The organism is Pseudomonas sp. RW10S2 (assembly GCF_014268985.1).
GTDB lineage: Bacteria > Pseudomonadota > Gammaproteobacteria > Pseudomonadales > Pseudomonadaceae > Aquipseudomonas > Aquipseudomonas wayambapalatensis.
The window spans coordinates 1-24572 of sequence record NZ_JABWRO010000088.1; the positions used below are offsets into that span (position 1 = coordinate 1).

At 63.0% G+C, this 24572-nt stretch carries 19 protein-coding genes; 5 read left to right on the plus strand and 14 right to left on the minus strand.

All coding sequences use genetic code 11. From position 1 onward, the window contains the following. Positions 1–39 precede the first annotated feature (39 nt). From rpsA to mtnA, 7 genes are all read right to left on the minus strand, one after another. Entirely contained in the window at positions 40–1719 is a 1680-nt protein-coding gene (rpsA, locus tag HU729_RS18115; protein WP_054893880.1) for a 30S ribosomal protein S1, read from the minus strand. Between the two features lie 124 nt (positions 1720–1843). Continuing rightward, a complete protein-coding gene (gene cmk, locus HU729_RS18120) occupies positions 1844–2530 on the minus strand; it encodes a (d)CMP kinase (protein WP_054893879.1) in 687 nt (228 codons plus the stop codon). Beyond that, positions 2527–4764 carry a bifunctional prephenate dehydrogenase/3-phosphoshikimate 1-carboxyvinyltransferase gene (locus tag HU729_RS18125; RefSeq protein WP_186711136.1) on the minus strand — a complete coding sequence of 746 codons (2238 nt, stop codon included), beginning with the start codon at positions 4762–4764 and terminating at the stop codon, positions 2527–2529. The genes cmk and HU729_RS18125 overlap by 4 nt, the downstream gene beginning before the upstream one ends. A gap of 173 nt (positions 4765–4937) precedes the next feature. Beyond that, the gene (gene pheA / locus HU729_RS18130) at positions 4938–6032 is read right to left on the minus strand and encodes a prephenate dehydratase (RefSeq protein WP_054893877.1); all 1095 of its coding nucleotides are present in this window, start codon (positions 6030–6032) and stop codon (positions 4938–4940) included. Beyond that, entirely contained in the window at positions 6032–7117 is a 1086-nt protein-coding gene (serC, locus tag HU729_RS18135; RefSeq protein ID WP_186666643.1) for a 3-phosphoserine/phosphohydroxythreonine transaminase, read from the minus strand. The genes pheA and serC overlap by 1 nt, the downstream gene beginning before the upstream one ends. Before the next feature lie 202 nt (positions 7118–7319). Further along, positions 7320–10082, minus strand: a complete 2763-nt coding sequence (gyrA, locus tag HU729_RS18140) for a DNA gyrase subunit A (protein ID WP_186711137.1) — start codon at positions 10080–10082, stop codon at positions 7320–7322. Positions 10083–10340: 258 nt separating this feature from the next. Then, positions 10341–11417, minus strand: a complete 1077-nt coding sequence (mtnA, locus tag HU729_RS18145; RefSeq protein ID WP_186711138.1) for an S-methyl-5-thioribose-1-phosphate isomerase — start codon at positions 11415–11417, stop codon at positions 10341–10343. Positions 11418–11526: 109 nt separating this feature from the next. On the opposite strand from mtnA, the gene HU729_RS18150 reads away from it, so the two are divergent. From HU729_RS18150 to HU729_RS18165, 4 genes are all read left to right on the plus strand, one after another. After that, complete coding sequence (locus HU729_RS18150) at positions 11527–12852, plus strand: TRZ/ATZ family hydrolase (protein ID WP_186711139.1); 1326 nt, start codon at positions 11527–11529, stop codon at positions 12850–12852. A gap of 64 nt (positions 12853–12916) precedes the next feature. Next, the gene (gene ubiG / locus HU729_RS18155) at positions 12917–13615 is read left to right on the plus strand and encodes a bifunctional 2-polyprenyl-6-hydroxyphenol methylase/3-demethylubiquinol 3-O-methyltransferase UbiG (RefSeq protein WP_112898930.1); all 699 of its coding nucleotides are present in this window, start codon (positions 12917–12919) and stop codon (positions 13613–13615) included. Positions 13616–13617: 2 nt separating this feature from the next. Further along, complete coding sequence (mupP, locus tag HU729_RS18160) at positions 13618–14289, plus strand: N-acetylmuramic acid 6-phosphate phosphatase MupP (RefSeq protein ID WP_186711140.1); 672 nt, start codon at positions 13618–13620, stop codon at positions 14287–14289. Positions 14290–14338: 49 nt separating this feature from the next. After that, the gene (locus HU729_RS18165) at positions 14339–15079 is read left to right on the plus strand and encodes a YciK family oxidoreductase (RefSeq protein ID WP_186666652.1); all 741 of its coding nucleotides are present in this window, start codon (positions 14339–14341) and stop codon (positions 15077–15079) included. 65 nt (positions 15080–15144) lie between these two features. Here the strand turns inward: HU729_RS18165 and HU729_RS18170 are convergent, their stop codons facing one another. The 7 genes from HU729_RS18170 to HU729_RS18200 form a co-directional block, all read right to left on the minus strand. Then, complete coding sequence (locus HU729_RS18170) at positions 15145–16011, minus strand: iron-containing redox enzyme family protein (RefSeq protein ID WP_186666654.1); 867 nt, start codon at positions 16009–16011, stop codon at positions 15145–15147. 45 nt (positions 16012–16056) lie between these two features. Then, complete coding sequence (locus tag HU729_RS18175) at positions 16057–18513, minus strand: EAL domain-containing protein (protein ID WP_186711141.1); 2457 nt, start codon at positions 18511–18513, stop codon at positions 16057–16059. 122 nt (positions 18514–18635) lie between these two features. Next, positions 18636–20468, minus strand: a complete 1833-nt coding sequence (locus HU729_RS18180; protein WP_186711142.1) for an ATP-binding cassette domain-containing protein — start codon at positions 20466–20468, stop codon at positions 18636–18638. After that, positions 20461–21093, minus strand: a complete 633-nt coding sequence (locus HU729_RS18185) for a DsbA family protein (RefSeq protein ID WP_186711143.1) — start codon at positions 21091–21093, stop codon at positions 20461–20463. The genes HU729_RS18180 and HU729_RS18185 overlap by 8 nt, the downstream gene beginning before the upstream one ends. A gap of 3 nt (positions 21094–21096) precedes the next feature. Continuing rightward, positions 21097–22029, minus strand: a complete 933-nt coding sequence (locus HU729_RS18190) for a rhodanese-related sulfurtransferase (protein ID WP_186666658.1) — start codon at positions 22027–22029, stop codon at positions 21097–21099. 118 nt (positions 22030–22147) lie between these two features. Next, the gene (locus HU729_RS18195; RefSeq protein ID WP_153772849.1) at positions 22148–22444 is read right to left on the minus strand and encodes a BolA family protein; all 297 of its coding nucleotides are present in this window, start codon (positions 22442–22444) and stop codon (positions 22148–22150) included. 10 nt (positions 22445–22454) lie between these two features. Beyond that, the gene (locus tag HU729_RS18200) at positions 22455–22979 is read right to left on the minus strand and encodes a DUF2059 domain-containing protein (RefSeq protein ID WP_151926280.1); all 525 of its coding nucleotides are present in this window, start codon (positions 22977–22979) and stop codon (positions 22455–22457) included. Between the two features lie 157 nt (positions 22980–23136). On the opposite strand from HU729_RS18200, the gene HU729_RS18205 reads away from it, so the two are divergent. After that, positions 23137–24531 (plus strand): class II fumarate hydratase, encoded by a 1395-nt coding sequence (locus HU729_RS18205; protein ID WP_186666659.1) that lies wholly within the window; start codon positions 23137–23139, stop codon positions 24529–24531. Positions 24532–24572: the final 41 nt, after the last annotated feature.

A 24572-nucleotide genomic window follows, 5' to 3' on the forward strand; every position in this document is an offset into this window, starting at 1 on the left:
CGACCCGAGGGTCGCCCTTTTTTACCGATCAAACAGAACTCAGTTCTGCTTGGCCATTGCTTCGCGCAGCAGCGCAGCCATGGTGGTGTCGGCAGCAGCTTCCGGAGCGGTGTTTTTCAGGCTCTGGATAGCTTCGCGCTCTTCAGCATCGTCCTTCGACTTGATGGACAGGCTGATGACGCGGGACTTGCGGTCAACGCTGATGATCTTGGCTTCGATCTCTTCGCCTTCCTTCAGGACGTTACGCGCGTCTTCAACGCGGTCACGGCTGATTTCGGAAGCTTTCAGAGTAGCTTCGATGTCGTCGGCCAGAGTGACAATGGCGCCCTTGGCGTCAACTTCCTTCACGATGCCCTTGACGATTGCACCCTTGTCGTTGACAGCAACGAAGTTGGAGAACGGATCGTCTTCCAGCTGCTTGATGCCCAGGGAGATGCGCTCGCGCTCTGGGTCAACCGACAGGATGACGGTTTCCAGCTCGTCGCCCTTCTTGAAACGACGTACGGCTTCTTCGCCGGTTTCGTTCCAGGAAATGTCGGACAGGTGAACCAGACCGTCGATGCCGCCGTCCAGGCCGATGAAGATACCGAAGTCGGTGATCGACTTGATGGTACCGGTGATCTTGTCACCCTTGTTGAACTGGCCGGAGAAGTCTTCCCATGGGTTGGATTTGCACTGCTTGATACCCAGGGAGATACGACGACGCTCTTCGTCGATGTCCAGAACCATGACTTCCACTTCGTCGCCAACCTGAACGACTTTCGACGGGTGGATGTTCTTGTTGGTCCAGTCCATTTCGGAAACGTGTACCAGGCCTTCGACACCCTCTTCCAGCTCGGCGAAGCAGCCGTAGTCGGTCAGGTTGGTGACGCGAGCGGTAACACGAGTACCTTCTGGGTAGCGGGAAGTGATAGCAACCCACGGATCTTCGCCCATCTGCTTCAGACCCAGCGAAACGCGGTTGCGCTCACGGTCGAACTTCAGAACGCGAACGTCGACTTCGTCACCAACGTTGACGATTTCCGACGGGTGCTTGATGCGCTTCCAGGCCATGTCGGTGATGTGCAGCAGGCCGTCGATGCCGCCCAGGTCCACGAAGGCGCCGTAGTCGGTGAGGTTCTTGACGATACCTTTGACCTGTTGGCCTTCCTGCAGGGTTTCCAGCAGGGCTTCGCGCTCGGCGCTGTTCTCGGCTTCCAGCACGCTGCGACGGGAAACGACAACGTTGTTGCGCTTCTGGTCCAGCTTGATGACCTTGAATTCCAGCTCTTTGCCTTCCAGGTGGGTGGTGTCGCGCACTGGGCGGACATCAACCAGGGAGCCCGGCAGGAACGCACGGATGCCGTTAACGTCGACAGTGAAGCCGCCCTTAACCTTACCGTTGATAACGCCCTTGACCACTTCTTCGGCAGCGAAAGCAGCTTCCAGAACAATCCAGCACTCGGCGCGCTTGGCTTTTTCACGGGACAGCTTGGTTTCGCCAAAGCCGTCTTCGACCGCGTCCAGCGCAACGTGAACTTCGTCACCGACCTTGATGGTCAGCTCGCCAGCTTCGTTGTAGAACTGCTCGAGCGGGATGACGCCCTCGGACTTCAGACCAGCGTGAACGGTAACCCAGTCGCCGTCGATGTCGACAACGATACCGGTGATGATTGCGCCCGGCTGAAGATTGAGGGTTTTCAGGCTTTCTTCAAAGAGTTCTGCAAAGCTTTCGCTCATTTTAATTCCTGTAAATTCGGGCGAGACAGACGCCCATCGCCACATTCCAGACAATGTGGGTTTCGTTTAAGTAAAGGAAAGCGGGCAGGACGTTGACTGGTGCCCCTGCCTGCTTTCCTGGCGATCAGAGCAGGTCGCGCAATGCGAGCTCGCTTCTGATCCGTTGCAGCACCTGCTCGATGGACAACTCGGTAGAGTCCAGCTGGATTGCATCGGCCGCCGGCTTGAGCGGGGCCACTGCGCGCTGGGTGTCGCGCTCATCGCGCGCACGAATCTCATCTAGCAGACTCGACAGACTAACATCTTCGCCTTTGCCCTTCAACTGCAGGTAACGGCGGCGGGCGCGTTCCTCGGCACTGGCGGTGAGAAACACCTTCAGTGGCGCATCGGGAAACACCACGGTCCCCATGTCGCGACCGTCGGCGATCAGCCCCGGCGCCTCACGGAAGGCACGCTGACGCTGCAGCAGTGCCTCGCGCACCGCTGGCAGAGAAGCGACCATCGAGGCGCCCGCCCCTACCGTTTCGGTACGGATGACATTGCTGACATCCTCGCCCTCGAGAATGATCTGCTGCAGCTTGCCCGGCTCGGCAGCGATGAACTGCACGTCCAGATGAGCGGCAAGCGCCTTGAGCAACTCTTCGTTGGTCAGGTCGACACCATGGTTCGAGGCGTTGAACGCCAGCAGGCGATACAGCGCTCCGGAATCCAGCAGTCGCCAGCCAAGCTCGCGTGCCAGCAGGCCAGCGACCGTGCCCTTGCCCGAGCCGCTTGGCCCGTCGATGGTGATGACCGGCGCCTGCGAATTCACGACTTGCCCTCTTGCGCCACGCGAATGCCGACTTCGGCGCAAAGCGCCAGGAAGTTGGGGAAGGAAGTGGCGACGTTGGCGCAGTCGTGAATACGGATCGGCGCACTGGCACGCAGCGAGGCAATACTGAAGGCCATGGAGATCCGGTGATCACCGTGACCATGGACCTCACCGCCGCCGATCTGGCCGCCATCGATGATGATGCCGTCCGGGGTCGGCTCGCACTTGACGCCCAGGGCGATCAGGCCATCGGCCATGACCTGGATACGGTCCGACTCCTTGACCCGCAGCTCCTCGGCACCACGCAGCACGGTGCGCCCCTCGGCGCAGGCGGCCGCGACGAACAGCACCGGGAATTCGTCGATGGCCAGCGGCACCAAGTCTTCCGGAATCTCGATACCCTTGAGCTTCGCCCCACGCACGCGCAGGTCGGCAACAGGCTCGCCGCCGACTTCACGCTGGTTCTCCAGGGTGATGTCGCCGCCCATCAGACGCAGGATGTCGATCACGCCGGTGCGGGTCGGGTTGATGCCGACGTGCTCCAGCACCAGCTCCGAACCTTCGGCGATGGACGCTGCGACCAGGAAGAAGGCCGAGGACGAGATATCGGCCGGCACTTCGATCCGAGTAGCGGTCAGCTTGCCGCCGGACTGCAGCGAAGCGACAGGGCCATTGCTCTGCACGCTGTAACCGAAGCCACGCAGCATGCGCTCGGTGTGATCGCGGGTCGGCGCCGGCTCGGTGACGGTGGTAGTGCCTTCGGCGTACAGGCCGGCCAGCAGCAGGCAGGACTTAACCTGGGCACTGGCCATCGGCAGGGTGTAATTCAGCGCCTTGAGCTTCTGGCCACCGCGAATGGTCAGCGGAGGACGCCCCTCGGGGCCGGTCTCGACCACGGCTCCCATTTCGCGCAACGGATTGGCCACGCGGTTCATCGGGCGCTTGGACAGCGAAGCGTCACCGGTCATGGTCACATCGAACGGCTGTGCGGCCAGCAGGCCCGACAGCAGGCGCATCGAGGTCCCGGAGTTACCCAGGTAGATCGGGCCAGGTGGCGGCTTCAGGCCGTGCAGGCCGACACCATGGATGGTGACGCGGCCGTGGTGCGGCCCCTCGATGACCACACCCATGTCGCGGAAGGCTTGCAAGGTCGCCAGGGCATCTTCGCCCTCGAGGAAGCCTTCGACTTCAGTGGTGCCCTCGGCCAGCGAGCCGAGCATGATCGAGCGGTGGGAAATCGATTTGTCGCCCGGTACGCGAATCCGTCCGGACACGCGGCCACCAGGTTGGGCCAGGAAGATCAGGTCGTTGGCGTTCATAGCGTCCACATAGGCCCGGCGGGCCAGGATTTTACTGAAATGCTCGCGGGCGACTCGAGCGCGGGTGAATACACCCAGCAACTGGTGCCCGTCCCCTGCATCGACCGCGTCGCGCAAGGCGTCGAGATCGCTGCGAAATGTATCCAGCGTGCGCAGGACAGCGTCGCGGTTGGCGAGGAAGATGTCATGCCACATGATCGGGTCGCTACCGGCGATTCTCGTGAAATCGCGGAACCCTCCCGCAGCGTACCGGAAGATGTCGAGGTTTTCATTGCGTTTGGCCAGCGAATCCACCAGGCCGAACGCCAGCAGGTGCGGAAGGTGGCTGGTGGCCGCCAGGACTTCGTCATGACGCTCGACCGGCATGTGCTCGACGTCGGCCTCCAGCGCGCGCCACAGGCGATCGACCAGGGCCAGGGCTGCCGGGTCGGTCTCGGCGAGCGGCGTGAGGATCACCTTGTGACGACGGAACAGCGCGGCATTGGAAGCCTCCACACCGCTCTGCTCGGACCCTGCGATCGGATGGCCGGGCACGAAACGCGCCAGACGCTCGCCGAACACGGCCCGCGCAGCACGCACCACATTGCCCTTGGCACTGCCGACATCGGTGATCACCGCATCCCCCAGGTCGAGCGACGCCAGGCGAGCCAGAACCTTTTCCATGGCCAGGATCGGCACCGCCAGCTGGATCACGTCAGCACCGACACAGGCAACGGCCAGATCCTCTTCGCAGCGATCGACCACACCAAGAGCGACAGCCTGCTTGCGCGACTGGGCATCCAGGTCGACACCGACCACTTCACGGCACAGCCCGCTTTCACGCAGGCCTTTGGCGAATGAACCACCGATCAGGCCCAGGCCGACGACGACCAGGCGATTGATGAGCGGTGCGGGTTTGTTTACAGCATTAACCACGAGTGCGAACCCTGTTCAGAACAGCAACATGTGCCAAATTACAGCCTACAGATGGGCAGGATGAACCCGAACTATAGGTCCGACGCCACTCTCACGGGCAGCGTGAAACCTGTGGGAGCGGGCTGGTCCCGCGATGGAGCGCAAAGCGCTCCCACTCACGGGCAACAATAAATTCAGAGCACCGCCTTCGGATAAGACCCCAGCACCTTCAACGCCACGGCCTCCTGGCTGATCTTCTCCAGCACCGCCTTGATCAGCGGATCGCGGTGGTGGCCGACGAAGTCGATGAAGAACACGTAGGTCCACTTGCCGCTGCGCGACGGGCGGGTCTCGATGCGGGTCAGGTCGATGCCGTTATCGTGGAATGGCACCAGCAGCTCATGCAGCGCGCCTGGCTTGTTGCTCATCGAAACGATGATCGAGGTCTTGTCGTCGCCGGTCGGCGGCACTTCCTGGTTACCGATCATCAGGAACCGCGTGGAGTTGTCCGGACGGTCTTCGATCTTCTCGGCCAGACGGGTCAAACCATACAGATTGGCTGCCATGTCACCGGCGATCGCCGCCGAATTCCACTCGCCCTTGACCCGCTTGGCCGCCTCGGCATTGCTCGAGACCGCCACGCGCTCGACGTTCGGGTAGTGCGCGTCCAGCCACTTGCGGCACTGGGCCAGCGACTGGGCGTGCGAGTAGATACGGGTGATGCTGTCGGTCTTGGTGTTCTCGCCCACCAGCAGGTGGTGGTGGATACGCAGCTCGACCTCGCCACAGATCACCATGTCGTGCTCGAGGAAGCTGTCGAGCGTGTGACTCACCGCGCCTTCGGTGGAGTTTTCCACCGGCACCACGCCGAAGTTGACAGCGCCTGCCGCCACTTCGCGGAACACTTCATCGATGGCCGCCATCGGACGACTGATCACCGCATGACCGAAATGCTTCATGGCCGCAGCCTGGGTGAAGGTGCCCTCGGGGCCGAGGTAGGCAATCTTCAACGGCTCTTCCAGGGCCAGGCACGACGACATGATTTCGCGGAACAGACGCGCCATCTCTTCGTTACCCAAGGGCCCCTTGTTGCGCTCCATGACGCGCTTGAGCACCGCGGCCTCACGCTCGGGGCGGTAGAACACCGGCTTTTCGCCTTCGGCGAGCGACGCGGTCTTGACCCGCGCCACTTCTTCGGCGCAGCGAGCGCGATCGCTGATCAGCTCGAGGATTTTCTCGTCGAGGCTGTCAATGCGAACGCGCAGGGCCTTGAGTTCCTGTTCGGACATCAGCCGTGCTCCTTCTCGAATTCGGCCATGTAGGCCACCAGAGCTTCCACCGCATCCAGCCCCAGCGCGTTGTAGATCGAGGCACGCATGCCACCGACCGAACGATGGCCCTTGAGATTGAGCAGGCCGCGGGCGTCGGCACCGGCGAGGAATGCCTTGTCCAGGCGCTCGTCGGCGAGGCGGAACGGCACGTTCATCCAAGAGCGGGCATTGTGGCTGATCGGGTTGGTGTAGAACTCGCTGGCGTCGATGAAACCGTACAGACGGTCTTTCTTCGCACGGTTGCGCTGCTCCATGGCCTCGACGCCGCCCTGCTCCTTGAGCCACTCGAACACCAGGCCCGACAGATACCAGGAGTAGGTGGCCGGGGTGTTGTACATCGAACCATTATCGGCCGAGATCTTGTAGTCGAGCATGGTCGGGCAGGTGCTGCGCGCGCGACCGAGCAGGTCTTCGCGGACGATGACCACCACCAGGCCGCTCGGGCCGATGTTCTTTTGCGCACCGGCGTAGATCAGGCCGTACTGCGACACGTCGATCGGGCGCGAGAGGATGTCGGACGACATGTCGACCACCAGCGGAACATCACCAGTTTCAGGCACCCAGTCGAACTGCAGGCCGCCGATGGTTTCGTTGGAGGCGTAGTGAACGTATGCAGCCCCTGGGGTCAGCTTCCACTCGTTCTGGCCAGGAATGGCCAGGTAATCGTAAGGCTTGGCGCTGGCAGCGACGTTGATATTGCCGAAACGGCGCCCTTCCTCGATAGCCTTCTTCGACCAGATGCCGGTCTCGATGTAGTCGGCCGTGGCGCCTTCGGGCAGCAGGTTCAGCGGGATCTCGGCGAACTGCTGGCTGGCACCACCCTGCAGGAACAGCACCTTGTAGTTCGAGGGAATGCTCAGCAGGTCACGCAGGTCTTGCTCGGCCTTTTCGGCGATCGCCACGTAGTCATCGCTGCGGTGGCTCATCTCCATCACTGACAAGCCCTTGCCGCGCCAGTCCAGCATTTCGGCCTGAGCACGCTGCAGGACAGCGTCGGGAAGCGCGGCAGGGCCTGCGCAGAAGTTAAAGGCTCGTTTGCTCACATCCACTCTCGCTCTAATAGAACAAAATCTAACCAGCTGGTTCAGCGGTAATCCTGTGGGAGCCGCGAACACCGGCGAAGCCGGTGCCATACATCGCACCGCCCGCTTCGCGGGCAAGCCCGCTCCCACAGAAACCAGACGTTGCCGTCGCTAATCAGTCAAACGGGGCGACCTTGGTCGCCCCGCTCGGGTTTACGCTTGCTTATTCCTGCGGAGCCTCTTCGGCGCCTGCAGCTTCGTCATCTGGCGCATCAGCTTCGACGCCCTCCTCGTCCGTCTCGACGATATCGTCGAGCTCGTCCTCGGACGGCTCCTGGATACGCTCCAGGCCTACCAGCGTCTCGTCGCTGGCCAGCTTGATCAGCGTAACGCCCTGGGTGTTACGGCTCAGGCTGGAGACCTCACCGACCCGTGTACGCACCAGCGTACCCTGGTCGGAAATCAGCATGATCTCCTCGCCTTCCTGAACCTGGATGGCACCGATCAGCAAGCCATTGCGCCCTTTTGTGCCCATGGCAATCACACCCTGCCCGCCACGACCACGACGCGGGAACTTGGACAGCGGGGTGCGCTTGCCGAAGCCACGCTCGGAAGCGGTGAGGATCTGCGCGCCCGACTCGGGGATCAGCATGGAAATCACTTCCTGCCCCTTGCCCAGCTTCATGCCACGCACACCGCGCGCGGTACGGCCCATCTCGCGAACCACGCTCTCGGCGAAGCGAATCACCTTGCCAGCGCTGGAGAACATCATGACTTCCTTCGCGCCATCGGTGATGGCTGCGGCGATCAAGGTGTCACCTTCCTTCAGCTTGACCGCGATCAGGCCATTGGAGCGCGGACGCGCGAACTGCACCAACGGGGTCTTCTTGACGGTACCGGAAGCGGTAGCCATGAAGATGTAGGCACCGGTTGGCTCTGCAACCAGCTCTGGAGTGTCGCCGTCTTCTTCGTCGACTTCTTCCGGCTCGATCACCTCACCCTCGAGCACCGCGTCTTCCACCTCGTCGATTTCTTCGTCGAGGTCGGCGCTCTGCTGCAGGGCCTCGAGGTCGATCTGCAGCATCGCAGTGATGCGCTCGCCGTCTTCCAGCGGCAGCAGGTTGACCATCGGGCGACCACGCGCGGCGCGGGAGGCTTCAGGGATGTCGTAGGTCTTGAGCCAGTAAACCTTGCCTTTGCTGGAGAACAGCAGCAGCGTGGCGTGGCTGTTGGCAACCAGCAGGTGCTCGATGTAGTCCTCATCCTTCACGCCGGTCGCCGACTTGCCCTTGCCGCCTCGGCGCTGGGCCTGGTAAGCGGACAATGGCTGAGTCTTGGCATAACCACCATGGGAAATGGTCACCACACGCTCTTCTTCCGGGATCATGTCGCCGTAGTTGAGGTCGTGACGGGCATCGAGGATCTGGGTACGACGGGCATCGCCGTACTCGGCGCGAATCGCTTCAAGCTCTTCGCGGATCACTTCCATCAGGCGCTGGGCACTGTTGAGGATGCGGATCAGCTCGCCGATCTGCTCGAGGATCTCCTGGTACTCGGCCAGCAGCTTCTCATGCTCCAGGCCGGTCAGGCGGTGCAGACGCAGGTCGAGGATGGCCTGGGCCTGTTCAGGCGACAGCCAGTACTTGCCATCACGCAGGCCATACTGCTCCGGCAGGTCTTCCGGACGGCACGAGTCGGCGCCAGCGCGCTCGACCATGACCTGCACTGCACTGGACTCCCACGGCGTACCGACCAGGGCTTCCTTGGCTTCCGACGGCGTTGGCGAGGCCTTGATCAGGGCAATGACCGGATCGATGTTGGACAGCGCAACAGCCTGGCCTTCAAGAATGTGCCCACGCTCGCGCGCCTTGCGCAGCTCGAACACGGTGCGACGGGTGACCACTTCGCGGCGGTGACGAACGAAGGCCTCCAGCAGGTCTTTCAGGTTCAGCAACCGCGGACGACCGTCGATCAATGCGACAACGTTGATGCCGAACACGCTCTGCAGCTGGGTCTGCTGATAGAGGTTGTTGAGCACCACTTCAGGCACCTCGCCGCGACGCAGCTCGATGACGATGCGCATGCCGTCCTTGTCGGACTCGTCACGCAGCTCGGTGATGCCTTCGATCTTCTTCTCTTTGACCAGCTCGGCGATCTTCTCGATCAGACGCGCCTTGTTCAGCTGATACGGCAGCTCGGTCACGACGATCTGCTGACGACCACCCACCTTGTCGATGTCCTCGACCTCGGAGCGGGCGCGCATATAGATGCGGCCGCGGCCGGTGCGGTAGGCCTCGATGATGCCCTGGCGGCCGTTGATGATGCCGGCGGTCGGGAAGTCCGGGCCAGGGATGAACTGCATCAGCTCATCGACGGTGACCTCGGGGTTGTCGATCAGCGCCAGGCAACCATCGATGACTTCGCCCAGGTTGTGCGGCGGGATGTTGGTGGCCATGCCCACGGCGATGCCGCTGGAACCGTTGACCAGCAGGTTGGGGATCCTGGTCGGCATGACCGCCGGGATCTGCTCGGTGCCGTCGTAGTTGGGCACCCAGTCGACCGTTTCCTTGTGCAGGTCGGCCAGAAGCTCGTGAGCCAGCTTGGTCATGCGCACTTCGGTGTATCGCATGGCCGCAGCGTTGTCGCCGTCCACCGAACCGAAGTTGCCCTGACCGTCGACCAGCAGGTAGCGCAGCGAGAACGGCTGCGCCATGCGCACGATGGTGTCGTACACGGCAGTGTCGCCGTGCGGGTGGTATTTACCGATGACGTCACCGACCACACGGGCGGACTTCTTGTACGGCTTGTTCCAGTCGTTGCCCAGTTCGCTCATCGCGTACAGGACGCGGCGATGCACGGGCTTCAAGCCGTCACGCGCATCGGGCAGCGCTCGCCCGACAATCACGCTCATCGCGTAGTCGAGGTAGGACTGTCTCAGTTCGTCTTCGATATTGACCGGGAGGATTTCTTTGGCCAGTTCGCCCATGAGAAGCCTGATTCCTTTTTCTGGTGAAACTTCGCCATATCCATCGGTGGACGAACGAAGCTCGTCGCCGCAGCGTTCGACAGTGCGACGACATACGACAAATCAATGAGTTGTGCCCAGGATCTGCGCAATGAAGACCGCGGAAAAGAGCGGCCTTGGAAACTGTCGAATGGTATCACAAAGGGTTGGCGGGTGGGAGATAGGGCAGGATGCCGCTGAAGCGGAAAGTCCAGACCGCCATCGCCCCCGCGAAAACACTCAATGCAAGCGCTTGCGGCACATCAACTGGGCGATTTTGGCGGCATCCGGTCGCTCGACAATACCCTTCTCGGTCACGATCACGTCGATCAGATCCGCAGGAGTCACATCGAAAACGGTATTGAACACCTCGACATCTGCACCGACTCGCTTCCCAGCCACTTCCAGCAGCTCGTCCGCCTCACGTTCTTCAAGAGGGATGTCATCACCGCTGGCGAGGTTGAGGTCAATGCTGGTGCTCGATGCCACCACCATGAAACGTACGCCATGGTGCATGGCCGAGACTGCCAACTGGTATGTGCCGATCTTGCTCGCCACGTCACCATTGGCCGCGATGCAGTCGGCACCGACCACAACCCAGGTGATGCCTTTGGTCTTCATCAGGTGCGCCAGCGCCGAGTCCGCACACAGCGTGACCGGTATCCCCTCATGGGACAGCTCCCAGGCCGTCAGGCGCGATCCGTGCAACCAGGGACGGGTTTCGGCGGCATAGATGCGCTCGACCATCCCTTCCAGATAAGCGGCATGGATCACCCCCAACGCCGTCCCGAAACCACCGCTGGCCAAGGCACCAGCATTGCCGTAGGTCAGCAAGGTCTGCTCGCTGCCCTGGTGGCGACGGATCTGCTCGATACCGTTTTGCGCCATGGTCAGGTTGGCTTCGCGATCGCTGTCGTGGATCGCCACGGCTTCGGCTTCCATGACTGCGAGCACATCCTCGTCGGGGCGCAGCCGCTGCAGGCGCTCGCGCATGCGATTGAGCGCCCAGAACAGGTTGGCAGCTGTCGGGCGCGCCTCGGCCAGCTCGAGGAAGTCCTCTTCCAGCGCCTGCTCCCAGTCATCGTCCTCGGCCAGGCGTTGACGCAACGCCAGCACCAGCCCATAGGCAGCACTGATGCCGATGGCTGCCGCACCGCGCACCGCCATGCCGCGGATCGCCTGAACCACAGAGGCCACATCGGCGCAGGCCAGCCAGTGCTCGCGGGTCGGCAGCAGACGCTGGTCGAGCAGATGCAGGGTGCCATCACGCCACTGGATGCTGGTCACCTTCTCCGCCGCCAAAAGTCGCTCGCGCATCGCCTCTCCCCGCAATTCACTGATCAAAAGCGGACGATTATAGCGAGCCTCGGGCGCAGGCGCTCGGGTATACTGCGCGTTCCATTTAACGGAACCCGGTAGCCTGCCTATGCCTTCAGTCTCTTCGCCGCTCGACCTGCTGCTCGCACCCCGCTGGCTGGTGCCCGTGGAGCCGGCCGGCGTAGTGCTCGAAGGGCATGCCCTGGGCATCCGGGACGGGCTGATTGCCTGGATCGGCCCCCGCGAGCGGGCGCCGCAGGCACTGGAGTTGCGCGAGCTGCCCGACTGCGTGCTCACCCCAGGGCTGGTCAACGCCCACGGGCACGCCGCCATGACCCTGTTCCGCGGCCTGGCCGACGACCTGCCGCTGATGACCTGGCTGCAGGAGCACATCTGGCCGGCCGAAGGGCGCTGGGTCGACGAAGCCTTCGTGCGCGACGGCACCGACCTGGCGATCGCCGAGCAGCTCAAGGGCGGCATCACCTGCTTCGCCGACATGTACTTTTTCCCCCGCGAGGCCTGTGACCGCGTGCACCGCAGCGGCATCCGCGCCCAGGTGGCCGTGCCGTTGCTGGACTTCCCCATCCCCGGTGCGCGCAGCCCCGACGAGGCCCTGCACCTGGCCATCGAGCTGTTCGGCGACCTGCGCCATCACCCGCGCATCAGCGTCGCCCTCGGGCCCCATGCGCCGTATACGGTCAATGACCAGAACCTGGAGAAGATCCGGGTCATCGCCGACCAGCTCGACGCGCCGCTGCACATGCATATCCACGAAACCGCCGCAGAGGTCGAGCGGGCGGTGGCCGAGCACGGCGAACGCCCGCTGGCGCGCCTGGCACGCCTCGGCCTGCTGGGCCCGCGCCTGCAGGCGGTCCACATGACCCAGATCAGCGACGACGACCTGGCCCTGCTGGTAGAAAGCAACACCTGCGTGGTGCACTGCCCGGAGTCCAACCTCAAGCTGGCCAGCGGCTTCTGCCCGGTCGAACGCCTGTGGCAGGCCGGGGTCAACGTCGCCGTAGGCACCGATGGCGCCGCCAGCAACAACGACCTCGACCTGCTTGGCGAAACCCGGACCGCCGCATTGCTGGCCAAGGCCGTCGCAGGTTCGGCCACGGCCCTGGACGCCCACCGCGCCCTGCGCATGGCCACGCTCAACGGCGCACGCGCCCTGGGGCTGGAGGCCAGCATTGGCTCGCTGGAGGCGGGCAAGGCTGCGGACATCACCGCCTTCGACCTCTCGGGCCTGGCCCAGCAACCGGTGCATGACCCGGTTTCGCAACTGATCTACGCCACCGGCCGCGACTGCGTGCGCCACGTCTGGGTCGCGGGCCACCACCTGCTCGACGACGGGCGCCTGACCCAAATGGACGAAGCCGCGCTGATCGACACCGCCCGCACCTGGGGAGCGCGCATTCGCGCTGGCAAAGAATGACCGGCCGGCAGCTGCGGCTGCCGCTTGAGACACCTTTTATCGAAGTTTTCAGAGGATCTGTTCAATGAGCAACGTCGACCGCGCCGAAATCGCCAAGTTCGAGGCCTTGGCCCACCGCTGGTGGGATCGCGAGAGCGAGTTCAAGCCCCTGCACGAGATCAACCCGCTGCGGGTCAACTGGATAGACGAGCGCGCCAGCCTCGCCGGCAAGAAGGTGCTGGACGTCGGCTGCGGCGGCGGCATCCTCAGCGAGGCGATGGCCCAGCGCGGTGCTACCGTGACCGGCATCGACATGGGCGAGGCGCCACTGGCTGTGGCGCGCCTGCACCAACTGGAGTCGGGAGTCGAGGTCGAGTACCGGCAGATCACCGCCGAAGCGCTGGCAGAAGAGCTGCCTGGCCAGTTCGACGTGGTCACCTGCCTGGAAATGCTCGAACACGTGCCCGATCCTTCCTCGGTGATCCGCGCCTGCCATCGCCTGGTCAAGCCCGGCGGCCAGGTGTTCTTCTCCACCATCAACCGCAACCCCAAGGCCTATCTGCTGGCGATCATCGGCGCCGAGTACATCCTCAAGATGCTGCCGCGCGGCACCCACGACTTCAAGAAATTCATCCGGCCCTCCGAGCTCGGCGCCTGGAGCCGTGTTGCCGGCCTCGAAGTTAAGGACATCATCGGCCTCACCTACAACCCGCTGACCAAGCACTACAAGCTGGCCAGCGACGTCGATGTCAACTACATGATCCAGACCCTGCGCGAGGAATGAGCATGCGCCTGCGAGCAGTACTCTTCGACATGGACGGCACCCTGCTGGACACCGCGCCGGACTTCATCGCCATCTGCCAGGCCATGCTCGCCGAGCGCGGCCTGCCGGCCGTGGACGACCAGTTGATCCGCGGCGTGATCTCGGGCGGCGCGCGGGCGATGGTCGCCGCCACTTTCGCCATGGACCCGGACGCCGAAGGCTTCGAGGCCCTGCGCCTGGAATTTCTCGAACGTTACCAACGCGATTGCGCGGTCCACAGCAAGCTGTTCGAGGGCATGGCCGAACTGCTGGACGACATCGAGAAAGGCAACCTGCTGTGGGGTGTGGTCACCAACAAGCCGGTGCGCTTCGCCGAGCCGATCATGCAGCAGCTTGGCCTGGCCGAGCGTTCGGCGCTGCTGATCTGCCCCGATCACGTGAAGAACAGCAAGCCCGACCCCGAGCCGCTGATCCTCGCCTGCAAGACGCTTGACCTGGATCCGGCCAGCGTACTGTTCGTCGGCGACGATCTGCGTGACATCGAATCCGGTCGCGATGCCGGCACCCGCACCGCCGCCGTGCGCTACGGTTATATTCATCCAGAGGACAACCCCAACAACTGGGGTGCCGACGTAGTGGTGGACCACCCGCTGGACCTGCGCAAGGTGATCGACAGTGCGTTGTGCGGCTGCTGAGTTGTAAGAGCTGGCGGCACACACAGGGATAAAAAACAGGGAAATTTCAATGTTCGACTACACCGCCCGTCCCGACCTGCTCAAGGGTCGGGTCATTCTTGTCACCGGCGCCGGGCGCGGCATCGGCGCGGCTGCCGCCAAGGCTTACGCAGCACTTGGGGCCACCGTGCTGCTGCTGGGCAAGACCGAGGCCAACCTCAACGAGGTCTACGACCAGATCGAAGCTGCCGGCCACCCACAACCGGTGGTGATTCCGTTCAACCTGGAAACCGCCCTGCCCCATCAGTACGACGAACTGGCGGTGATGGTCGAAGAGCAGTTCGGGCGCCTCGACGGCCTGCTCAACAACGCGTCGATCATCGGCCCACGTACGCCGCTGGAGCAGTTGTCGGGCGACAACTTCATGCGCGTGATGCACATCAACGTCAACGCGACATTCATGCTGACCAGCACACTGCTGCCGCTGCTGAAGTTGTCCGAGGACGCCTCGGTGGTATTCACCTCGTCGAGCGTCGGGCGCAAGGGCCGGGCCTACTGGGGCGCCTATGGCGTGTCGAAATTCGCCACCGAAGGCCTGATGCAGACCCTGGCCGACGAGCTGGAAGGCGTGGCGCCGGTGCGTGCCAACAGCATCAACCCGGGCGCCACGCGCACGGCGATGCGGGCGCTGGCCTATCCCAGCGAGAACCCGCAGGACAATCCGCTGCCCGAAGACATCATGCCGGTGTACCTGTACCTGATGGGCCCGGACAGCAGCGGCGTGAATGGACAGGCGTTCAACGCGCAGTAAAATCACAGGGACACTTCGCAGCGCTGAACAGCCTGGAAGTGTCCCTTACCCGCTACGACTCCATCTTATCCCGCTAGCGCACGAGCATTAGCCCGTTTTTTCACAGGCTGCTCACGCTGCTTTACAGGCTTGTTCAGTTCCACCTGCTCCACCGGCTTGAGCACAGGCTGCTCATGCTCACTCTCGGATCTCAGGCAACGCTCCAGGAACAGGTACATGCAGTCGTAGCTCTTGCAGATGGCCTTGCGCAGTTGCGCCTGCAATTCCTCGGAAGGGCTCTCGCCCACCAGCGTGCAAATGATCTCCAGCGCCTCCCACGGGTGCGCATCGTCGTACTCGGCGTGCAGGTCCAGCCACCTCATGGCCGCCTTGGATTCCTTGTCACCCTGCTGGATGAAAGACCGCGCGTAGTCCGTCTCGGGATAGACCTTTGCCGACCACTCGCCCGTCGCCCCTTCGATCGCGTAGTTGGTCGCGGCCATCGCAATGGCCAGCGACTCGGTCGCACAGACACGCCAGCACCAATCGTTCAAGCCGTTCAGCTCGGGGGGAACATCCTGGGCCTGCAAGTCCTTCAAGCTAATATCGTGCGCCTTGCACCATTTGACCCAATGGTCGGCATGGTTGAGCTCAACGCGGATATTGCGTATCAACCAGCGCCGCGCCATATCCTCGCCCTGGCTGCGGCCGTAGCGGGTCTTGGTGAGGTTTTGGGCCATGTATAACGAAAACTGTTCGACCACCGGCCAACCACCGACCAAGTACTGACGGATGGTCTTCTTGCTCAGTTTGCCGTCGCTCAAGCGCTGGTAGATCTCATGCTCCACCACCCTTCGCTTGCTCTCGGCACAATCCGAGATCATTTTCTGCGCCCAGTCGGGGTAGCTCTTGGGGTCCATCAATGGACCGATCCGTACGAATGCGTCAATCACTGTCAGCTCCTTGATTCCTTGTGATTTTCCGGACGACTACTACTGTCAGCGGAAGGACCCTGGCGCCCGGTGCAACAAGGGCCTTACTGCAATCCGTTGTCGCTGGAGGCTGTCACAGGTGAACACCTGCGGCCGCTCGATCAGATAACCCTGGGCGAAGTCCACGCCGATCTCCTGCAGCGCCTGCTCGATCAACGGTGTTTCGACAAACTCGGCGATGGTGCGCTTACCCATGACATGGCCAATATGGTTGATCACCTCCACCATAGCCCTGTTAATGGGATCGTCGAGCATATCCTTGACGAAACTTCCGTCGATCTTCAGGAAGTCTACTGGTAAATGCTTCAAATAGGCGAATGACGACATCCCGGCGCAGAAATCGTCGAGGGAGAACTTGCAGCCCAAACCTTTCAATTCGTTGATGAAGCGAATGGCGCTTCCCAAATTGGCGATTGCGCTGGTCTCGGTTATTTCGAAACAAATCATGTGCGGGGGGATCTGGAACTCGGAAAACAACCGCTGCAAATACTCCAGGAACTTGTCGTCGCCAATACTCGTACCCGACAGATTGATCGCGCACATCGCCAGCGGTCGGCTGCGACCTTCGTCCAGCGCCTGGCGAATCACCAGGAACACATTGCGCACCACCCAGCGATCGAGCGCGGTCATCAGGCCATAGCGCTCGGCGGCTGGGATGAAACTGTCCGGCAGGATGGTCCGACCGCTCTCGTCATGCAGGCGCAGGAGAATCTCGAGGTGTCCGGCGCCCATGTCTGGTTTGAGGGGGGCGATTTCCTGGGCATACAGGCAGAAGCGGTTTTCCTCGAGCGCAACGTGCAGGCGCTGGATCCAGGCCATCTCGCCAAAGCGCATCGACAACTCGCTGTCGTCGGCATGGTAGACCTGCACACGGTTGCGCCCCTTCTCCTTGGCCATGTAGCAGGCCATGTCGGCAGCGCGCAGCGAGGTCTCAAGCGTGCCGGGCGAATGGGCAATGTGTACCAGGCCAATACTCACGGTGGTGACGAAGGGCCGTCCCTTCCAGACGAAATGCAGGCTCTGCACGGTCTGGCGCAAGTGCTCGGCAATCCGCTCAGCCTGGTCGGGCGGACAGTTTTCCAGCAATACGCCGAATTCGTCACCGCCCAGCCGGGCCAGGGTGTCACCTTCACGCAGGCCTGCCTGCAGCACAGCGCAGATATGGCGCAGCAACTCATCGCCCGCGGCATGCCCGCAGGTATCGTTGACCAGCTTGAACTGGTCGAGGTCCAGGAACATCAGGGAGTGGCGTCCCGACTGACGGGCCAAGGTGTTGAGCGCCTGCTCCAGGCGATACTCGAACTCACGGCGGTTGGCAAGGCCCGTCAGGGCATCGTGGGTCGCCTGCCATGACAGGTTGGCGATGTACTGCCGCTCCTGGGTCATGTCATGCAGGGCGAGGACGATGCCGCTGATCTGACCGTCGGTGTGGATGGGCGACCCCACCAGGTTGACCGACACCGTACTGCCATCCAGGCGCTGGATCAGCCGGGCATGCTCGGCCCCGCCCTTGAGGCTGCCGCTGAGCACCTGCTCGACCAGAGTCAGGCTGTCCCGCTCGGCATTTTCATCGAGCAGGCTGAACAGCGCCGCCAGCGGCAAGCCATGGGCCTGGGAAGCCTGCCAGTGGGTCAACTGCTCCGCGGCAGGGTTCATGTAGACGATGCACCCCTCGACATCGGTGGTGATCACCGCATCGCCGATCGACTCCAGGGTGGTCTGTGCCCGCTCACGCTCTACCTGCAAAGCGCTGGCAAACGCCTGGCGCTGGGACAGCAACCTTGCAGAACGGCGCCAGGCCAGGGCGATGAGAATCAACGCCGTGAGCAGGTTGGTGACCATCAACACCCGCAGCAGCACCCGCGAGCCTTCGCCCAGTGCATCGCTGAATGCCTTGGCGGCCGGCGTCACGCCCTCGTTGATCGAGACGATACGCGCTTTCCAGTCCGCCACCTCACGCTCACTGGCCAGCCCCCGGACGAAGGCCTCACGCATCTGCTGCGCCAGGACATCCAGTTGCCGCAGGTATTCGTCACCCGTGTTCCAGTAGCCGATGGCATTCTGCATGTAACTGATCTGACGGAAGTTGCGGTAGAACCAGATGATCCGATTGACGTCGTCCGGATGGTTACCGCCCTGCAGGATCCCGCGCCGTGCGGCCTCAAGGTCCGGCTCAGATTGGTCGAGGGCCACCCGTAGCTCACGGTCGCCCTGGGGTATGGCAATGGCCTGGCGATAGCGCTGGAAGATGCGTTCGTCCTGGCTTTCGGCATACAGATTGAGGTAATAGATGGCGTCTTTCTGTGCCTTGGACCACAGGCTTTCGCCGGCCACGTACGCACGCATGGCCGAAAGCGAATAAAGACTGAGGCTGCCCAGCAGCACCTGGAAAACCACCACTGCGACGAAGGGCCAGATGATTCCCAGCAACCTTGGCGCCTCGAGAGTCCGATTTCCCTTCATGTAGTCCCTGTCTCAGAGCGGATATGGCACGAATCGACCCAGACAAGCACAGCGTAGGCCATTTGCCATAATTGCGCGGAGCTTTTTGTCGCAGCCAGTGCGCCTGTTGGCGCGCCGCGCGATCAGGACTGCTGCAGATGCCCGTACAGCTTGGCGTACAAGCCGCCTTCGGCGATCAACTGCTGGTGGCCGCCGTCTTCGGCCACATGCCCACCGTCGAACACCAGCACCCGATCGGCCTGTTTCACCGCCGACAGGCGATGGGCAATGATCAAGGTGGTACGGCCACTGAGGAAACGCGCCAAGGCCTGGTGCAGGTTGTATTCGGTGGCCGCATCGAGGGCCGAGGTGGCCTCGTCGAGGATCACCACCTTCGGCTCGGCCAGGACCATGCGGGCAATCGCCAAACGTTGACGCTGACCGCCGGACAGCCGCACCCCCGAACGCCCGACCACACTGTCCAGCCCCTGAGGCAGCGCGGCGATGGTGGCATCGAGCTGGGCAATGCGCAGCGCCTGCCAGCAGGCGTCGTCACTGCACTCGCGGCCCATGGTCAGGTTGGCGCGCACACTGTCGTTGAACAACGAGGGATGCTGCAGCACCACCGCGACATGCTCACGCAGGGTCTCCAGCCCGATCTCCTGGAGGCTCGCACCGCCAAAACGGATGGTTCCGGCCTGGGCGCTGTACAACCCCAGCAGCAGCTGTACCAGCGTGCTCTTGCCACCGCCGCTGGCTCCAACGATGGCCACCTTCTCGCCCGGTGCGATGGACAGGTCCAGGTGCTCGAGCACCGGCTCATCGGCATAGGCGAAGCGCAGGTCGCGCACCTCGATACCCACTGTCGCGTGCCCAGCGAACGGATCACAGGCGGCCGGATACTGCGGCTCGTCCTCTCGCGACAGCAATTCGTTGAGCCGACTCAGCGCACCACCGGCCGCGTAGTAGGCGTACTGCAGGTTGAGCAATTGCTCCACCGGGCCGATCATGAACCACAGGTAGCTGAACACGGCCAGCATCTGCCCGATCGACAGGTCGGAGAACAGCACGGTGAGCATCGCCGCGGCACGGAAAATGTCGATGCCGAACTGGAACAGCAGGCCGCTGGCCCGACCACTGGCGTCGCTCTTCCACTGCGAGGCCACTGCATAGTCGCGCACTTCCCGGGCACGTACTCCCAGGCGCCCGAGAAAATAGCCCTGGCGGTTACCGGCGCGGATTTCCTGGATGGCGTCGAGGGTTTCGCTCAGCGCCTGGGTGAAACGCCCGGTGCTGTCGTTCTCGAGCTTCTTCAGGTGCTTGACCCGCTTGCCCAGCTGCACGGTGAAATAGATCACCAGCGGGTTGAACAGCAGGATCAGCAGCGCCAGCTTCCAGTGCATCCAGATCAGGATCGCCGCAGTGCCGGTAAGCGTCAGCATGGCCACCAGGAAGCGGCTGAGGGTTTCGCCGACGAACTTGTCCAGGGTATCCAGGTCGGTGACCAGATGCGTGGTCACCGTGCCACTGCCCAGGCTTTCATACTCCTTGAGCGAGATTCGCTTGAGCCGCTCGATCAGGCGGATTCGCAGGCGGTACACGATATCCTTGGCCAATCCGGCGAACTGCCTGGCCTGGATCACGCCGAAGGCCAGCGAGGCCAGGCGCAGGCTGAGGGTCGCAACCAGCATCAAGCCGATGTAACCGGCCGCCACCTGCCAATCGGTCGGCAGGAACTGGTTCATCCATTTCAAGGCGGCATCGCCATGACCCAGCAGCACTTCATCGACCAGCAAGGGCAACAGCAAGGGAATCGGCACGCTGCAGAGGGCAGCGAGCACGGCAACCAGGTTGGCGGTCCACAAGGCCTTCTTGTGGTGCAGGGCCAGGCGGCGGATTTCCGCCCAGCTCAGACGATCGTGCGCAACGGGGGGCTTCCCCGGCACAGGGTCGCTAGACCCTGGCAGATCAAGCACAGGCGGCCTGCTGCAGCCAGCGGCCCAGCAACGGCTGCAGGCGATCGAGCGACTGATAGCCGTTGGTCAGCAAGGCCAGTTGACCATCGCGCTCAGCCAGCAGGGTCGGGAAGCCGGCGATACCCAGGTCCTGAACCCAGGCAAAGTCGGCTGTCGTGGTCGTGCGGGTCTCGACACTTGCGAACGCTGCAGAAAACCGTTCACGGTCGAAGCCTGCCTGCTCGGCCAGGTCCACCAACTGCGGGGCACGGGTAACATCCAGGCCCTGCTCGTAGAACGAGCCCTGGATCAGCTTGAGCAGCGCCCAACCGCGCTCGGCATCGAGTTCACGCGCCGTGACCAAGGCGCGGCAGGCCGGCTCGGTGTCATAGACGAAGCCGTCAGGCATGGCGCCTTCGAAGCGAAACGTCTGACCAGTGGCTTCGGCGACCGCCTGCCAATGCTCGAGGATGTACTTGCGCGTCGAGGCATCCAGCGCGCTGCTGCCACTGCGCAGGCCACCCAACACCAGGCGCGTCTGCACACCGGCTTCCCGTGCCTGGGCGATCAACGCCTCGGCCACGGGAGCGAAGCCCCAGCACCAGGAACACATCGGGTCCATCACATAGAGCAGGCGTGCAGTCATGCATCAAGCCTCGGCTTTGTAGTTGTAACCGATCGGGTGCGGCAAGTTGCGCGCCTTGGCCAGCTCGATCTGCTTCTGCCGGTCGATGGCGCTGCGCCGGGTCTTTTCGCTAAGAGTGTCCCAGCAGTGCGGGCAGCTCACCCCGGGCGAATAGTGCTCGGACGCACGGTCATCCGCGTTGATCGGATGGCGGCAGGCATGGCACTGGTCGTAATCGCCCTCGGACAGGTCGTGACGCACGGTGACCCGGTTGTCGAAGACGAAGCAGTCGCCGTCCCAGAGGCTTTCTTCCTGAGCCACTTCCTCGAAGTATTTCAGGACCCCGCCCTTAAGATGATAGACCTCCTCGAAGCCTTCACCGAGCATGTAGCTGGACGCTTTTTCACAGCGAATGCCGCCGGTGCAGAACATCGCGACCTTCTTGTGCTTGCTCGGGTCGAAGTTGGCCTTGATGTAGTCGGGGAACTCGCGGAAGGTCTCGGTCTTCGGATCGATGGCGCCCTTGAAGGTGCCGATCGCCACTTCATAGTCATTGCGGGTGTCGATCAGCAGCACTTCGGGGTCGCTGATCAGCGCGTTCCAGTCCTTGGGCTCGACGTAGGTGCCGACCTGCTTGTTGGGATCGACGCCCGGCACACCGAGGGTGACGATCTCTTTCTTGAGCTTGACCTTGGTGCGGTAGAACGGCTGCTCGTCGCAGTACGATTCTTTATGGTCGACATCCGCCAGGCGCGGGTCGTTGCGCAGCCAGGCCAGCAGGCCGTCGATACCTTCGCGGGTACCGGAGACCGTGCCGTTGATGCCCTCGAGGGCCAGCAGCAACGTGCCTTTGACGTCGTTTTCCAGCAGGGTCTTGAGCAATGGCTCGCGCAGGTCGAGGTAGTCTTCGAGGGTGACGAACTTGTAGAGCGCCGCCACGACGATCGGTTGGGACATGAAACAGAATCTCCTGGTGGTTGCCCTCGTAAGGGGCGGACCGGGTTTGACGAAAAGCGAGGGGGCCGCAAAAGCGGCCCCCGGATGACGCGGATTCTACCAGAACGACGGAAAGGTTTCAGTGCCCGCCGCCGGCACACACCGGCGAAGCAGGCGCCGCCCCTACCTGCGCCCATTCTTCAGGCGTGTAGGTATGAATGGCCAGGGCATGAATCTCGCCCATCAGCTCGCCCATGGTGGCGTAGACCTTCTGGTGACGCTTGACGCTGTTCAGGCCGGCGAACTGCTCGCTGACCAGCACCGCCTTGTAATGCGTCTCCTGCCCGCGACTGTGCATGTGGCTTTCGTTCAGCACCTGCAGGTGCTGATCGCCAAGCGGTGCCAGTTGCTGCTCGATGCGTTGCTGCATGCTCATCGATTCAGGCTCACTTCTTCGCCGGGGCTGCGGCCTTGCCAGCGTTCGGGTCCAGCTCTTTGGTCATGTCGTCCAGCAGCTTGTTCACCACCGGCACTGCAGGCTCCAGGCTCTGCTGGGTCAGCTGGGCCGACTGCTGGGTGACCTTGGGCATTTCGCGCAGGACTTTCTTGCCCAGCGGCGACTCGTAGAACTTGACCAGATCGTTGAGCTCCTGCTCGGTGAAGGTCGCGGTGTACAGGTTGACCATCTGCGGCTTGAGCTTTTTCCAGCCGATGGCATTGTCCAGGGCCGCGTTGGCCTTGGCCTGATAGCTGTCGAGCACGGATTTCTTCGCGGCCGGGGCCTTGGTCTGCTCGAAGCGCTGGGCGAACATCTGCTGGACCTGCATGTACACCGGGGTGCCCAGCTTGTCGGCATTGGCCAGGGTCAGGAATTTCTCGGCGGCGGCGTTGTGGCTCGGGGTGGCAGCGAGGACCTGGCCGCTGGCACAGGCCAGGGCGACAGCGGCAAAAAGGACACGGAGGCGGGTCATTGCAATTCCTTCATGAGAGGGTGAGGCGGATACCTCAGAGTAGAGCATTCTGCGCCGCAGAGGGCACTGTGCTCAAGTGACAAGACGAGCGATTGACCGCCCGGGTGGATCAGGGCCTAAACTGCGATTTCTGACTGAACAAAGGAGTGAGCGCAGCATGAGCCGTATCGAGACAGACAGCCTGGGCCCGGTCGAAGTTCCAGAGGACGCTTACTGGGGCGCACAGACCCAGCGTTCGCTGATCAACTTCGCCATCGGCAAGGAGCGCATGCCCCTGGCTGTCCTGCACGCCCTGGCGCTGGTCAAGAAAGCTGCGGCGCGGGTCAACGACCGCAACGGCGACCTGCCAGCCGACATTGCCCGACTGATCGAACAGGCCGCCGACGAAGTGCTCGACGGCAAACACGACGATCAGTTCCCGCTGGTGGTCTGGCAGACCGGTAGCGGCACCCAGAGCAACATGAACGTCAACGAGGTGATCGCCGGCCGCGCCAACGAACTGGCCGGCAAGGGCCGTGGCGGCAAACTGCCTGTACACCCGAACGATCACGTCAACCGCTCGCAGAGCTCCAACGACTGCTTCCCCACGGCCATGAGCATCGCCGCCGCCCAGGCCGTGCATGGCAAGTTGCTGCCGGCCATCGCCGAGCTCTCGTCGGGCCTGGCAGAACTGTCGGCGCGCCACTCGAACCTGGTCAAGACTGGCCGCACGCACATGATGGACGCCACGCCCATCACCTTCGGCCAGGAAGTCTCGGCCTTCGTTGCACAGCTCGACTACGCCCAGCGGGCAATCCGCGCCACCCTTCCGGCAGTCTGCGAGCTGGCCCAGGGCGGCACTGCCGTGGGCACCGGCCTCAACGCCCCGCACGGTTTTGCCGAAGCCATCGCCGCGGAGCTGGCAGCGCTGTCCGGCCTGCCGTTCGTCACCGCACCGAACAAATTCGCCGCCCTCGCCGGCCATGAGCCGCTGACCAGCCTGGCGGGCGCGCTCAAGACCCTGGCCGTGGCTCTGATGAAGATCGCCAACGACCTGCGTCTGCTGGGTTCCGGCCCGCGTGCAGGGCTTGCCGAAGTGCGCCTGCCGGCCAACGAGCCAGGCAGCTCGATCATGCCGGGCAAGGTCAACCCTACTCAATGCGAAGCCCTGTCGATGCTGGCCTGCCAGGTACTGGGCAACGATGCGGCGATCGGCTTCGCGGCCAGCCAGGGGCACTTGCAGTTGAACGTGTTCAAGCCGGTGATCATCCACAACCTGCTGCAGTCGATCGAACTGCTGGCCGATGGCTGTCGCAACTTCCAGGAGCACTGCGTGGCCGGCATCGAGCCGGACGCCGAGCAGATGGCCGCCCACCTGGAGCGCGGGCTGATGCTGGTGACGGCGCTGAACCCGCACATCGGCTACGACAAGGCGGCGGAAATCGCCAAGAAGGCCTACAGCGAGGGCAAGACCCTGCGCGAGGCAGCGCTGGAGCTCAAGTACCTGACCAACGAGCAGTTCGATCAGTGGGTGCGCCCGGAAAACATGCTGGCACCGGGGGCCAAGGGCTGATCCTGAGCCGATAGGGGCCTCTTCGCGGGCTTGCCCGCGAA